This is a genomic window from Hymenobacter chitinivorans DSM 11115, from assembly GCF_002797555.1.
Classification (GTDB): Bacteria; Bacteroidota; Bacteroidia; order Cytophagales; family Hymenobacteraceae; genus Hymenobacter; species Hymenobacter chitinivorans.
The window spans coordinates 3,097,759-3,111,490 of sequence record NZ_PGFA01000001.1 but is presented as its reverse complement, the minus strand read 5'-3'; the positions used below and the strand labels follow the sequence as shown (position 1 = coordinate 3,111,490).

The window sequence follows — 13,732 nt, the reverse complement described above, 5'->3', positions numbered from 1 at the left end:
GGCTTGCCTCAGCCGTTGCCGCCGCCTTCCTTCTGGTCGTCGTTGCGGATGCTCTTCTTGGGCCGGGCCGGGCGGTTGTCGAGCTTGCCAAACTGGTAGCTGAAGCTCAGGCGCAGGTTGCGGTTCAGAAAGTAGGAGTTGTCGGTGTAGGCAAACCGGTCGGTGGCCAAGTCGTTGCGGAACACCAGCTGACGGTTGAAGGGGTTGATGACGGCCAGGGTCAGGCTGCCCTTTTTCTGGAACAGCTCCTTTTTCACGGCCACGTTGTAGCTGCGGTAGCCCGAGGAGCGGCCCTGGAGCTGAATCCGGCGGGAGTTGAAGAGGCCCGTAAACTGTGCGCTCCAGCCCTTGTCGAACTGCCAGGCCGAGGTGATGTTGGCGTTGTGCATGGTCCCGTCGTTGCTCAAACTCAGGGCCGGGCTTTGCACCCGCACGTAGTAGTAGTTCACGTTGCCGCTGAGAGTCCACTTGGGCGTGAGTTTAGTGGAGCCCGACACGCTCAGGCCGTAGGTGGCATTGCGGGCCACGTTCTGGAAGGTGGTGAACAGCAGCTGGGTCGAGTCGGCGGTGGGCATAATGTCGCGGGCCGCCACCGTGCGCGCCACGGCCTCAATGGCGTTGTTGGTCTGGCGGGAGTAGGCCGAGAAGGTAAACGAGCTTTTGCGGACGTAGGTGTTGAAGCCCAGCTCGTAGGCGTCGGTCAGCTCGGCGGCCAGGGTGGGGTTGCCCACTACGATATTGCGCGGGTTGCTGGTGTTGAGGTAGGGGTTCAGGTAGTAAATGCTGGGCCGCTGAATCCGGCGGGTGTAGCTGAGCTTGAGCTTCTGGTCCTTGGTTACGTCCCAGGCGGCCTGCAGACTGGGCACCAGGTTGGTGTAGTTCGTGCGCAGGGTGGTATTGTCGCTGCGGAAGTCGCCGTCGATGCGGGTGTGCTCCAGGCGGCCGCCCACTTTGAAGGTCAGAGTTTTGCCCAGCGCAAAGCCGTAGCTGAGGTAGCTGGCGTACACGTTCTGGTCGTAGCGGAAGTTGTTGGAGCGGGAAGGCACCAGCACGAAGCTGCGGCCGTCGAGGCTGTCGGCCTCCACGCGGTAGTCGCTGCTGACGTTGCGCAGAATCGTTTTCAGGCCGACTTCCACGGTCTGGGTGCTGTCCAGGGGCTGCACGTAGTCGGCCTGGAAGGTGGTTTCGCGGTTACGGTTGTCGTTGAAGCTGTTTTCGCGGTAGTCCACGTAGTCCCGCCCGTCGGTCCAGCGCTGCTGGGCCAGGTTGTAGTCGGTGTCGCCGGTATTGACGGTGTAGAGGGCCAGAAAGCTCAGCTCCTGCCGGGGCCGCGGCAAGGTCCGGACGTAGCCAAAGTTCACATCCAGGTTCTGGCTGCCGTTGTGGGTGTCAATGTCGCGGTTGTACTCGTCGACCGGGGCCGTGGGCAGGCTAAAGCGGGTAAACTGCGAGCGGGCGTTGGTGTAGCCAAACACGTTGCCCCGCACGCTCAGGTTCAGCGCGTCCCGGGGCGTCAGGTCGTAGTCGAGGCCCAGCTGCCCGTAACCGCCGCCGCCGAGGTTGGTGAAGTCGCCGCGCTGCTCGAGCACGCTCTGCTGGCCTTCGGGCAGGAAGTCGGTGCGCCGGCTGTCGTTGCGGGCCACGTTGTAAAACAGGTTGGCGCCCACGTTGGCATTCAACCCCAGCGGGCCGCGCCGACTGTTCAGCGTCAGGCTGTGAAATGAGCCCCGGGTGCCCACGGCCGAGTTTTCGGAGCCGTTCAGGCCTTCCAGGTTGTTCTTTTTCAGAATGATGTTGACAATGCCCGCCGAGCCCTCCGCGTCGTACTTGGCCGAGGGCGAGGTAATGACTTCCACGCTCTTAATCTGGTCGGCCGGAATCTGCTTCAGCGCCTCGGCCAGGTTGCTGGCCATCATGGCCGAGGGCTTGCCGTTCACCAGCACCCGAATGTTGGAGGAGCCCCGCAGCTGCAGGTTGCCGGTGAGGTCGACGGTGAGCAGGGGGACTTTCTGCAGCACGTCGGAAGCCGTGCCGCCCGAGTTGGTAATGTCCTTTTCGGCGTTGTAGACGAGGCGGTCCACCTTATTTTCCACCAATTCCCGCTCCCCGGTCACTTTCACCTCGCCCAGCTGCTGCACCGTTGGGGTCAGCTTAATCAGGTCCAGCGCCACTACGGCCTCGTTGGCGGCCACGACGACCCCCGTCACCGTGCGCGGCTGAAACCCGACGAAGCTCACCACCACCCGGTAGCGCCCGGCTGTAATTTTGGCTAATCCAAAGCGGCCCTGGTCGTCGCACACGGTGCCGTCCAGGGTTTTGCTGCCGGCTTCGTCGAGCAGGGCCACGGTGGCAAACTCCACGGGCAGCCCGGTTTTCTCGTTGACGACCCGTCCCGTCAGCCGGCCTTTGCTAACCGGCGCCACGCTGCTGGCCGGGCTCGTCGGGCCCTGAGCCTGGGCCGGACTACCGAATAGCGGGATAAGCAGCGCTACTACTGCCGCCAGCTGCCACCGGGGCCAGCCGGGAGCGGCTACGAACGAGCGGAAACTGCGGGTGGGGTAGCAGGGCGGAATCATAAAGCCGGCAGTAGGGTGTTACGAAATATTTCGTACTACAAACGTATACGAAATCATTCGTATTTCGAAATAATATGTACGATTTATTTCGTATGTATATTATTCCGGTACAGGCAGCCGAAAGGGGAGGAGTGCGAAAAAGACGCCGGCTGGTCTATATAGGCTGCGTAGAGTAGAAGAATATTTTTTAGAACCCCAACTTGACTTTCTAATGCCGTGAATGAAGGTGAAAAGGCGGCTGGGAGTTGGAAAGACCCGATTCGATGGGCTGGTGAGAGTAGTGTTACTTAAAACCGATAATGTAATTATTCCTAGCAAACTCTTGGAGGATTTAATTTGTCGGGCCGTTTAGCTTCGGAGCGGGAACCTAGAGCAGCAGTAAAATATATGCAAGTGAAAACCAAGTAGAAATGAATATTCAGTTGTAAGCTCGACAGTTGGGTGAACTTTTGCGGTTTGCTGACGTTGGGACCGGTAGTATATTTGTAAGAATCAACTTCATTCCAGATTGAGGTGCTGTCGGGCTTTTCAGTGGTCCTGCCGCAACCCGGAAGCTGATAGACTTCTCCCCGCATGGACGAAATTTTATTCGACGTCAATCTGCAGCAGCTCCCCGATGAGTACCTCACCGGCGAATGGTGCGTGGCCGACCGGGTGCTCAACCGCAACAGTCCGGACAGCGCCCTGGCCCAGGCCACCCGGCTGCTGCTGACGCCCGGGGCGGTGCAGGTGCACGCGCCTTTCCAGCACGATACCGGCCAGTGGTCGGTGCAGCGCGATACGCTGCTCAACCGCCCCTACCTGGAGCTGCAGCTGCTGCAGGAAGAAACCAAGGCCCTCATTACCCGGCTGCGGCGCTCCGCCGACGGCCTGCAGAGCCAGCTAAACTTATATTTTCAGTCAGGCATGGAGCTGCAGCTCGCCCAGCCTTGTTGAGTACAATTTATGGTCGATTCTGAATCCATTTCGAACGAGGAGCGCATCCGCCGGCAGGCTGAGGAGCAGTTCCGCTTTTTTGCCGATTTTATTCCCCAGCTGGTCTGGTTTACCGACCCCACGGGCTTTCATACCTACTTCAACCAGCGCTGGATTGACTACACCGGCTACTCGCTGGAAGACAGCGTAGGGCCCGATATGTGGAACAACCTGCTCCACCCCGACGACCAGCAGCGGGCCCGGCAGATCTGGGGCCATTCCCTGGCTACCGGCGAGTTCTACGAAATCGAGTACCGCTTCAAGAGCCGCAACGGCGACTACCGCTGGTTTCTGGGCCAGGCTCAGCCCCAGTACGACGAGGCCGGCCACATCCGCCAGTGGTACGGTACCTGCACCGATATTCACGACCAGAAGCTCACTGAGCTGGCCCTGCGCCGCCGGGAGCTGGAGCTGGAGCGCGCTTACTCCGACCTGGAAGTGAAAGTAACCTTCCGTAACCTGGAACTGGAGCGGGAGTTGCACGAGCTGCGCCAGCGCCTGGGCGAATAGTCGCCGCCAATCCACCCGCATCAGAAAAAGGCTTCCCTACCCGGGAGGCCTTTTTTCGTATCTGTCGGGAGGGCGGAATCGGGCGGGCAAGCTTTTTCGGGCGTTGGGTGCGGGTGCCGGAAAACCTCCGCAGTAAGGTTCTGCGTTAAGGTCATTTTTCTACTTCTGTCTTTTCTAGTGAATCCAGCCTCCACTGCTCCATCCCCACCCGAATCGTTGGTTTCGGCAGGAAAGACTAAGCGCCGCTGGCCCTACTGGGTTGGTGGGGTACTGCTGCTCGTGCTGCTACTCCTGGGCGTAGCCCTGCAGCTGCTCGACCCGTGGCTGCGTACCACCCTGGAAAAGCAGGTGGCCACGAAAAGCCAGGGCCGCTACCGCCTGCAAATCGGGGAGCTGCGTACCAGCCTGTGGCACCGCTCAGCGAGTTTGCGCAACATTCGCCTGCGACCCGCCGTGGCCGGCCCCGAGTGGAAAAACTCGAAGCTGCCGCGCCTGCTGGCCGATATGCCCGCCCTGCGCATCACCGGCGTAGGTCTCGGGGCCCTGGTGCGCGGCGCCGTCGTGCCCATCGACTCGGTAGTGCTGGCCGGGGCCCGGCTGCGGGTGCTCGACTTGCCCGGGCAGGCAGCAAGTGGTCCGCCCTTGCACGAGCAACTGCCCAAGCACCTGGATGGACTGCGCATCGGCTTCCTGGGCTTGCTGCGCTGGCAACTAGCCTACGGGCCCCGGCCTCAGCCCCTGGCCAGTGTGCGCCAGGCCAGCTTCACGGCCCACGATATCCTGCTCAGTGCCGCCGGGGCTGCTGATTCGCAGCGGGTAAGCTACGCTGCCGCCCTGGCCGGGCAGCTGAGCGGCGCCGTGGGCACTGTGGCCGAGCACCGCGTCCGGGTCAGCCGCGCCGCCTACTCCACCCAGGGCCAGCAGCTGACCGTCGACTCCTTACGCGTTTGGTCCCTGCGCGATATACAGCAGCAGGGCGCCGTCATTCGGGTGCAGCTGCTGCTGCCGCGGCTGCTGGTGAGCGGCGTGAGCAGCCCCGAACTGCGGCGCCGGCAGCTGCGCCTCGACTCGGTGGTGGTAACCCGGCCCTGGGTGGCGGCCGCCCTGCCGCTGCAGCCCCCGCCGCCGGTGCACGAACTCGTGGCTTCCGTGTGTAAGTATCTGGCAGTAGACCACCTGCGCGTCAGTGGCGGGCAGTTGCGGCTAACGGCCATCAAACCCCGGCCCCGGATTCAGGATATTCAGTTGCAAGCCGAAAACCTGCTGCTGACGGCCGCCGGCGCCAACGAGCAAAGCCGCATCTGGTACGCCCGCAGCTGGGCGTTGCGCACCGGCCGGGTTCAAAGTACGCTCTCGGCCCCGGTGTATTGGCTGGGCATCCGGAGCACCGAGCTGCGCACTAGTACGGGCTTGGTGCAAGTCCGCGGCGTCACGATCCGGCCCACGATGAGCCCGGCGGCCCTGGCCCGCTACAAAGGCCACCAAACGCCCCATATTACCGTGCGGGCCCCGAGCGTGCAGATTGCCGGCTTCGACTTTGCCGCCTTCAGTCACCGCCATGCCCTGGGGGCCCGGGCCGTGGAGCTGCCCCGGCTGCGCGTACTCATTGCCGGCGACGGCCGTTTCCCGCTCAATCCCAATCCCTCGCTCGTCACCCAGGAGTCGTTGGCCAAGCTGCCGGTGCCGCTCAACGTGCGCCGCATGGAAATAACCAACGGCTACGTGGCTACCTCTTATGTGGGACCCAAAACCGGGGAAAGCGGCAACGTGACTTTCAACCGCATCCACGTGACGCTGCGCAACGTGACCAACGACCGGCGCCTGATGACCAGCGCCACGCCCCTGGTAATTGAGGCCAACGGCTGGCTGCAAAACAGCTGGTACGCGGCGGCCACGTTCCGTATTCCGGTATTCGACCCCAACGGCGCCCACTCCGGGGAAGGCACGTTCGGGCCGGCTTCCATTACCCTGCTCAACCCCGTGACCGAGCCCAGCCGCCTGGTGCGCTTTGCCAGCGGCGACGTGCGCCGGGCCACCGTGCAGCTACGCGGCAACCGCCAGGGCATCACGGGCACCATGCGGGCCGAATATTCCAACCTGAAAATGACGCTGCTCAGCCAGCAGGGCGGGGCCGACCAGAAAACGCTGGCCACCAAAATCGGCTCCAAGCTGCTCAACGGCATCGTTATCCGGGACGAAAACCCGCGCGGCCTGGGCCCCGACAAGCTTAAAGTGGGCTCGATGCAAAGCCGCCGCGATTTGCGCGTATCAGTGTTTTCGCTCTGGCGGCAGGGGCTGGTCAGCGGCTTGCTCAACAGCATCGGGGCCCCTAAGAAAATAGCGCAAAGCATCAGCGAGAAGCCCTAGCGGCCCGGTACTGCGGCTTTGCGCTACTGGGGTAGCTGGGAAGAGTCGCTGCGCCGCTAAAATTTCAGCTTGGCAATAGTATAGTCCGCTACGGGCGGGGTTTTCTGGGCCTGTAGCGCGTTGAGGTTGGAGTACAGCACGTAGGTTTCGGCATCATTGCGGCGGGCCAGGGTGGTCGGGTACTGCGGCAGCGTTGCGAAGGTGCCGGTCACGGTGGCGTCAGCAAAGGCATTGGTGGTGACCAGGCGGTACACCTTGGCCTGCGTATTGGTCACGGCATACACCGTGTTGAGGTCCTGCAGCGACAAGCCGTCGAGGCCCACCAGGTTTTGGCTGATGGCGACTTTGGTGAAGGTAGTGGGGGCGGCCACGGGTACTTTAAACAAGCTGCCATCGTCGGATTTGGCCACCAGTAGGTAGCCGTCCGGGTGGTACTCGATGCCGTTGAGGCCAAACTTATCGGCCGGGGCCCGCAGACGCTCATCCTCCAAGAACACGGAGGCCACGCCCACGGCATCCACTTTGTAAATAATCGGGGCGAAGCTGTCGGTGATGTACGCGTTGCCGTTGCCGTCAACGGCCACGTCGTTGGCAAAGTGGTTTACGCCGGGCCGCAGCCGGCCCAGGTCTACGAAGTCGAGCGTGCGGCCCAGGTTGTCGAAGCTGGCCAGGGCCGCGAGCTTGTTCTTGGTGGCGGCGCTGGTGCGGTCCAGATTGTAACCCGGGTCGGCTACGGCTACCAGCAGGCGGTTGCGCAGCTCATCGATTTGCAGCCCCACCGACGAAATCAGCCGCCCGTCGGTGGCAAACGAGCTGTAGCCGTCGCCCCGCACCTGGCCGATACTGCCGTTGGTTTCGGAGCTGACCAGAAAGCGGCCGTTGTTGGTATCAAACTCCAGGCCCTCGGGGTAGAGGTTGGGCTGGTTGAATGGTAGCGTGTCGGGGCCGGCGGGAATTACGTTGCCGCCCGGGTCCACGGAGTTGTCGAGACAGGCCGATAAACTCAGGGTGCTAACGAGCAGCGCGGCCCGGGTGAGCGGGCCCCGCTGCCGGACAAGGGAAGAAATAGAAAGCATGCTAAATAACCAGTGGTTGAAAGGAGAATACGAACTGCGGCGGCCCAACGACGACCGACCAGGCCAAAACCTTCTGCCCCGGCTAGAAGTTGCCCACCCAGGTACTATTGGTTTGTATGGCCCCGTCCTCGTCGTCTCTGCCCCGTAAGCTGGTCAAAGGTAATCTGCCGACCAAAATCTGCCTGACCTGCGGCCGGCCGTTTGAGTACCGCAAGAAGTGGCGCAACTGCTGGGACGAGGTGCGCTACTGCGGCGAAAAGTGCCAGCGCAACAAGCCCGCCCCGCCCGCCACCTGAGTAAGCCACCCGGCGCGACCAGCTATTCACTGCTGCCACTGGCCGCGTATTGCTCAAAATGGTCAGCCAGGCGTATCTTGACCGCAAAAATTCCCCATGAACCGACGCCTTTTCCTGCGCAACAGCGGCTTGGCCAGCGTAGCCCTATCTACCTGGACGCTAAGCGGCTGCTCCGCCGAATCCAAAGAACCTGCCGCCGCCCTGGCCGTCGACCCCGACCAAGCCGCGGCTACCAGCAGCTTCGAGCTGAATGAAGCCACCATCACCGATTTGCAGGCCAAGCTCCAGAGCGGGGAATACACGGCCCGTCGTCTGACTGAGTTGTACTTGCAGCGCATTGAGGCCATTGACCGGAATGGGCCCCGCCTGCGCGCCGTCATCGAAGTCAACCCCGACGCGCTGCAGCTGGCCGACGCCCTGGACCAGGAGCGCAAAAACGGCAAGGTGCGCGGCCCCCTGCACGGCATTCCAGTGCTCATCAAGGACAATATTGACACCGCCGACCAGCTGCAAACCACGGCCGGTGCCCTGGCCCTGGCCGGCCACAAGGCCCAGCAGGACGCCTTTATTGTGCAGAAGCTGCGGGCGGCCGGGGCCGTGCTGCTGGGCAAAACCAACCTGAGCGAATGGGCTAATTTCCGCTCCACGCGCTCCACCAGCGGCTGGAGCAGCCGCGGAGGCCAAACCAAGAACGCCTACATCCTCGACCGGACGCCCAGCGGCTCTAGCTCGGGCTCGGGCGTGGCCGTGGCCGCCAACCTCTGCGCCGTGGCCATCGGCACCGAAACCGACGGCTCGGTGGTGTCGCCGGCCTCGTGCTCGGGCATTGTGGGCATTAAGCCCACCGTGGGTTTGCTCAGCCGCGCGGGCATCATTCCGATTTCGGCCACCCAGGATACGGCCGGCCCCATGGCCCGCACCGTGCGCGACGCGGCCCTGCTGCTCACGGCCCTCACCGGCGTGGATGCCAACGACGCTGTAACCCGGGAAAGCACCGGAAAAACGGCTCCGGACTACTCCGCCTTTCTCAAGCCGGGTGGGCTGCAGGGCAAGCGGCTGGGAGTGGAGAAAAACCACCTGAAAGGTAATTCCGACGCTATTCCACTGCTGCAGGCCGCTTTGGAAGTACTCAAAGCCCAGGGCGCCACCATCGTGGAGGTGGAAGTCGAAAAGCACACCGACCCGCTGGGCGAGGCCGAGTATGAGGTGCTGCTCTACGAGTTCAAGGACGGCGTCAACAAGTACCTGAGCACGGCCGGGGCCGGGGTCAAGACCGTGGCCGACGTTATTGCCTTCAACCAGCAAAACCAGGCCAAGGCCATGCCTTTCTTCCAGCAGGAAACCCTGGAGGCCGCCAACAAAACCGAGGGCCTGAGCAGCGCCAAATACCAGGCGGCCCGGAAAAAAAGCCAGGGCGGTGCCCGGCAGGCCCTCGACGCGGTGCTGCGCGACAACCGCCTCGACGCCGTGGTAGCCGTTACTAACGGTCCCGCGCCCTGCCTCGACCTGATCAACGGTGACTCCTGGAAAGGCCCGGGCTTTTCGTCGCCGGCGGCCATGGCTGGCTACCCGCACATTACCGTACCCATGGGCCAGGCCCACGGCTTGCCGGTCGGCCTCTCGTTTGTGGGCGCAGCCTACCAGGAAGGTCCTTTGCTGACGTTGGCCTACGCCTACGAGCAGGCTTCGAAAAAACGGGTGGCGCCGCAGTTTGCGGCCCCGTTTGTGGGCTAAGGCAATGGTAGCAAGCAGTGTCGCTCGGGGATGCTGTTTGCTACCAGGCTACGGCGGCGTGCGTTAGGGCTATGGTGAACAGCAAGGTCAGCAAGCCGACCAGCGCGAAAAACCAAACTGGGCTGTACGATTCGATAAGCCTGATTTTAAACAAGCCATACGCCACGCCCCCGGCCAGCAGGAACCCCGCCCCGCCGCACAACGCTGACCCCCAATTGCTTCCCAGGCAACCCTCGGGCGTTAGCATCAGGAGCAGTATAAGGAGGTACAGCAAAATTATACTGCCCAGAACCAGCATCAGGAGTACGTATCCGACCAATCGGGCCGGCGTTGTGGGAAATTTGGCCGGTTTGGAAGGCGTATTAGCTAGAAGTAATAGGTCGCTGAGCGCGCCTAATGCGTCAAGAAAATCCATTGCCTGTTGATTGACAGTATTTTATAACGAAAACCGCTGGCTTGTAAAGCTGGCTAAGATAGGAAGCCCAGCGCCTAACCAAAAGCCTACGCGACCAGCGTTTCCGCAATTGTGCGGTTGAGTAGGGTCGTAAGCTGGGCGGCTTCGTGGTGAATGGCTAATGCCCCGACTGGGTTGCCGGCAATATCCACGGCGGCGCCGGAGCTGCCAATTTCGGCCAGCATCGTCAGGCTGTGCACCAGGGAAGGTACGCTCAGGTAAGGTTGTCCGGCGGCCGCCAGCAGCGTAATCCCCAGCCGACGCAATTCCAGCAGCAGCATTACCGTGGTGGCCAGCTGCCGCAGCAGTTCCTGCTCGTCAGAGGAAAAGGCGCGGGTCTGGTGGTCAATAACGCAGAGGGAGCCGATGTTGAAGCCGTCGGAAGTTTGCAGCGGATAGCCGGCGTAGAACTCCAGGCGCAGGGCCTGCTGCACGCCGGGCTCAATCAGGGTGCACGGGTTGGTGCTCAAGTTCTCGAATACGGTGGCCTCATTGTGCAGCACGGCCACCGAGCACAGGCTTTCCGAGCGCCGCACCCGCCCGGCGTCGGGCAGGCCGAAGTTGGCCTTGAACCACACGCTGTCTTCCTCTACCAACGAAACCAGGGCAATGGGTGCCCGGAAAAGCTTGGCCGTAAGGGCCGCCAGATCGTCAAACAGGCTTTCCGGAGCCGTACCCACCACCTGGTAGCGACTCAGTGCCAACAATCGGTCCTCTTCGTTGCTGGGAATTAAGGACGAGGGCGAAAAGGGCATGGAAAAACTACGTAGCAGCAATACGTGTTTGTACGGGTAGAAAATTAATTAGATGAATAGGATTTGTTGAATATTTTGCGAATAGAGCAGCCTATATCACCTCCAGGGCTACTCCGCGGGGCTGGTAGCCTATCTTTACCCCTATAGCACCCATCACGCTAGCCATGCTGCCGGAGCTGCAGCTGGAGTAGGCAGGGGTATTTGAGGGGGTGAGAGAAGCTTACTCTTTAGAGTACTTGGTCGAATAGCCCGGATTAGTTTCTGGCCGGAGCGCATTGGGATAATTATAGTCGGTTTTGATATCTACAATAACTTCTTTGACTTGTTTGAACACTTCGTACGGAAGGCGGATGGCGTGCCAGTAGTCGTAGAGTTTGGTCACGTTGCCTTCGTCTGATTGGGTGCGGCCAGAGAAAAACTGAATAGAACCCACATTGTAGAAGCGTTCAATAAAATTAACTGTCACTTCAATATCGGATACTTTATCGAAGTCTATTGCTTTGAAACTGGTGCCAAAAAAGCCCGTTCGCATCATGATTCGGCGGTTGGAATAGGCGTAGTACGTATTGCTGTAAGAAAGCAGGCGGTTCATAACCGACCATATTCCCTGCGCCAGTGGTAGCAAGCCAAACAGCCAGAAGAAGCCCGGGCCGGAATCTGAACCGGATGTTTCTGATTGGTGGTTAAAATTAACGGACAGCCAGATGATGCCGAATGCTAAGCCCATAAAGCCCATGAGCAAGCCGCCGGCCACAAAAGGCAGAAAGACCGGTTTGCCTGACCACAGTATCTGTTCATCCTTGCCTCGTACACTTTCAAACTCGGGTAGTAAATTTTGGTCGAATATCGAAGGCATCAGAATACGGCTCTAATAGTTAGGTTTCCAAAGAAAGAGTTTTCCCTACTTTAAACCCGTACCTTTGCGGCTTCAAAGCCCCGCAAAGTAGGATGATTTCCATTACTGACCTCGATTTCCATTTCGGCTCGCGCACCCTCTACGACAAGGCCAGCCTCCATATCAAACCCAAGGATAAGATTGGCCTGATCGGGCTCAACGGCCGGGGCAAATCCACGCTGCTGCGCATTCTGGTGGGCGAGTACAAGCCCGACGGCGGCTCCATCTCCATGAGCAAGGACGTGAGCCTGGGCTTTCTGAACCAGGATTTGCTCAGCTACGACTCCCACGAGCCCATCCTGATTGTGGCCATGCAGGCCTTCGGCGAGGCCCTGGAAATCCAGAAGAAAATCGACGAGGTGCTGCTCGAGTTCGAAACCAACTACACCGACGACCTGGTCGAGAAGCTGGCCGATTTGCAGGAGCGCTTCGAGGCCCTGGGCGGCTACACGATGCAGGCCCGCACCGAGGAAATCCTGGAAGGTCTGGGCTTCACGACCGAGGAGCTGCAGAAGCCGCTGAAGCAGTTTTCGGGCGGCTGGCGCATGCGCGTGATGCTGGCCAAAATCCTGCTCCAGCAACCCTCGCTGCTGCTGCTCGACGAACCCACCAACCACTTGGACTTGCCCTCCATCAAGTGGATTGAAAACTACCTGGCCGGCTACGAAGGCGCGGTTATTATCGTGAGTCACGACCGGGAATTCCTGGACCGCACCACCAACACCACCGTGGAAGTAACCGGCGGCAAGCTGGTGCCCTACGCCGGCAACTACTCGTTCTACCTCGAAGAAAAAGAGGAGCGCAACGCCATTCAGAAGGGTGCCTTCGAAAACCAGCAGGCCCAGATTCGGCAGGCCGAGCGGTTTATTGAGCGGTTTAAGGCCAAGGCTTCCAAAGCCAAGCAGGCCCAGAGCCGGGTAAAAGCCCTCGACAAGCTGGAGCGCATCGAGGACGTAGCCGCCGACGACGCGAAGGTGAACATCAAGTTCAACTTCACCGTGACGCCGGGCCGCCACATCCTGCGCATGGAGCACGTGGGCAAGAAGTACGGCGAGAAGCTCATCTTCCGCGACACGCACGTGCACATCGAGCGGGGCGACAAAATTGCGCTGATCGGGGCCAACGGTAAGGGTAAATCCACGCTGATGCGCCTGGTAGCGGGCCAGGAGGCGCCGAGCACCGGCAACCACCAGCTGGGCCACAACGTCATCATGTCGTTCTATGCCCAGCACCAGCTCGAAAGCCTGCGCATCGACAACGAGATTCTGCAGGAAATGGTGGAAGCCGGCTCCAAGCGCTCCGAAATGGAGCTGCGCTCAGTATTGGGCTCCTTCCTGTTCACCGGCGACGAGGTCTACAAGAAAATCAAGGTGCTCAGCGGGGGCGAGAAAAGCCGGGTGGCCCTGGCCAAAACCCTGATTTCGGAGGCTAACTTCCTGCTGCTCGACGAACCGACCAACCACTTGGACATGCAGTCGGTGAACATCCTGATTCAGGCCCTGGACCAGTACGAAGGCACCTACATCGTGATTAGCCACGACCGGTTCTTCGTCGAAAACGTGGCCAACAAGATCTGGTACATCGAGGACTACCAGCTCAAAGAGTACCCCGGCACCTACGCCGAGTACGAGCAGTGGCAGGAAGACCGGGACAAGGCCGCCAAGAAGGCCGGCCTACCGTCGCCTTCGGTGCCCAAACCCCTGCCCAAGGAGGATAAAAAGCCGGTTTCCAGCTCCGAGCGTGAAGCCAATCAGCAGGAGCTGAAAAAGGTAAACAAGGAGCTCAAGGAAATCGAGGGCAAGATTAACACCCTGGAAAAGGAGCTGGCCGTGTACGAAAAGCAGCTGGCCGACCCCAACATCTACAACAACACCGCCCAGCTGAAAGACGCCACGGTGAAATTCGAGCAGGTGAAAAAGGAGCTCAACCGCACCAACGACCAGTGGGAAAAGCTGGCCGAGCGGGCCGAGCAACTGGAGAAGTAACCCGCGGCCCTTTCCTAAAAAGCCCCGCCCGTAGCTATGTGCTGCGGGCGGGGCTTTTTATTGTTCAACGGGTTCGGGCTTCGCGTTCGGGCGGGTTACGGCGCCCTGC

The 13,732-nt window shown here is 60.8% G+C and carries 10 protein-coding genes; 6 read left to right on the top strand and 4 right to left on the bottom strand.

What is annotated here, in order from left to right:
- Positions 1-8: 8 nt before the first annotated feature.
- Entirely contained in the window at positions 9-2,576 is a 2,568-nt protein-coding gene (locus CLV45_RS13110) for an outer membrane beta-barrel family protein (protein ID WP_100336798.1), read from the bottom strand.
- Between the two features lie 573 nt (positions 2,577-3,149).
- Between CLV45_RS13110 and CLV45_RS13105 the strand changes: the two genes are divergently transcribed.
- The 3 genes from CLV45_RS13105 (at position 3,150) to CLV45_RS13095 (ending at position 6,428) form a co-directional block, all read left to right on the top strand.
- Positions 3,150-3,512 (top strand): hypothetical protein, encoded by a 363-nt coding sequence (locus CLV45_RS13105; RefSeq protein ID WP_100336797.1) that lies wholly within the window; start codon positions 3,150-3,152, stop codon positions 3,510-3,512.
- A gap of 9 nt (positions 3,513-3,521) precedes the next feature.
- Entirely contained in the window at positions 3,522-4,061 is a 540-nt protein-coding gene (locus CLV45_RS13100) for a PAS domain-containing protein (RefSeq protein WP_100336796.1), read from the top strand.
- Positions 4,062-4,238: 177 nt separating this feature from the next.
- Positions 4,239-6,428, top strand: a complete 2,190-nt coding sequence (locus tag CLV45_RS13095; RefSeq protein WP_157807469.1) for a hypothetical protein — start codon at positions 4,239-4,241, stop codon at positions 6,426-6,428.
- A gap of 56 nt (positions 6,429-6,484) precedes the next feature.
- On the opposite strand, the gene CLV45_RS13090 is transcribed toward CLV45_RS13095, so the two are convergent.
- Positions 6,485-7,504: a hypothetical protein gene (locus CLV45_RS13090; RefSeq protein ID WP_100336794.1), complete on the bottom strand. Its 1,020-nt coding sequence runs from the start codon at positions 7,502-7,504 to the stop codon at positions 6,485-6,487.
- Between the two features lie 116 nt (positions 7,505-7,620).
- Here CLV45_RS13090 and CLV45_RS13085 point away from each other — a divergent pair, with 116 nt between their 5' ends.
- A complete protein-coding gene (locus CLV45_RS13085; protein ID WP_100336793.1) occupies positions 7,621-7,800 on the top strand; it encodes a DUF2256 domain-containing protein in 180 nt (59 codons plus the stop codon).
- 96 nt (positions 7,801-7,896) lie between these two features.
- The gene (locus tag CLV45_RS13080) at positions 7,897-9,534 is read left to right on the top strand and encodes an amidase (RefSeq protein ID WP_100336792.1); all 1,638 of its coding nucleotides are present in this window, start codon (positions 7,897-7,899) and stop codon (positions 9,532-9,534) included.
- A gap of 501 nt (positions 9,535-10,035) precedes the next feature.
- On the opposite strand, the gene CLV45_RS13070 is transcribed toward CLV45_RS13080, so the two are convergent.
- Positions 10,036-10,743: a GAF domain-containing protein gene (locus CLV45_RS13070; RefSeq protein ID WP_100336790.1), complete on the bottom strand. Its 708-nt coding sequence runs from the start codon at positions 10,741-10,743 to the stop codon at positions 10,036-10,038.
- 220 nt (positions 10,744-10,963) lie between these two features.
- Positions 10,964-11,599 carry a PH domain-containing protein gene (locus CLV45_RS13065; RefSeq protein ID WP_100336789.1) on the bottom strand — a complete coding sequence of 212 codons (636 nt, stop codon included), beginning with the start codon at positions 11,597-11,599 and terminating at the stop codon, positions 10,964-10,966.
- A 92-nt stretch (positions 11,600-11,691) separates the two neighbouring features.
- On the opposite strand from CLV45_RS13065, the gene CLV45_RS13060 reads away from it, so the two are divergent.
- Entirely contained in the window at positions 11,692-13,623 is a 1,932-nt protein-coding gene (locus CLV45_RS13060; RefSeq protein WP_100336788.1) for an ABC-F family ATP-binding cassette domain-containing protein, read from the top strand.
- The last annotated feature ends 109 nt before the right edge of the window (positions 13,624-13,732 follow it).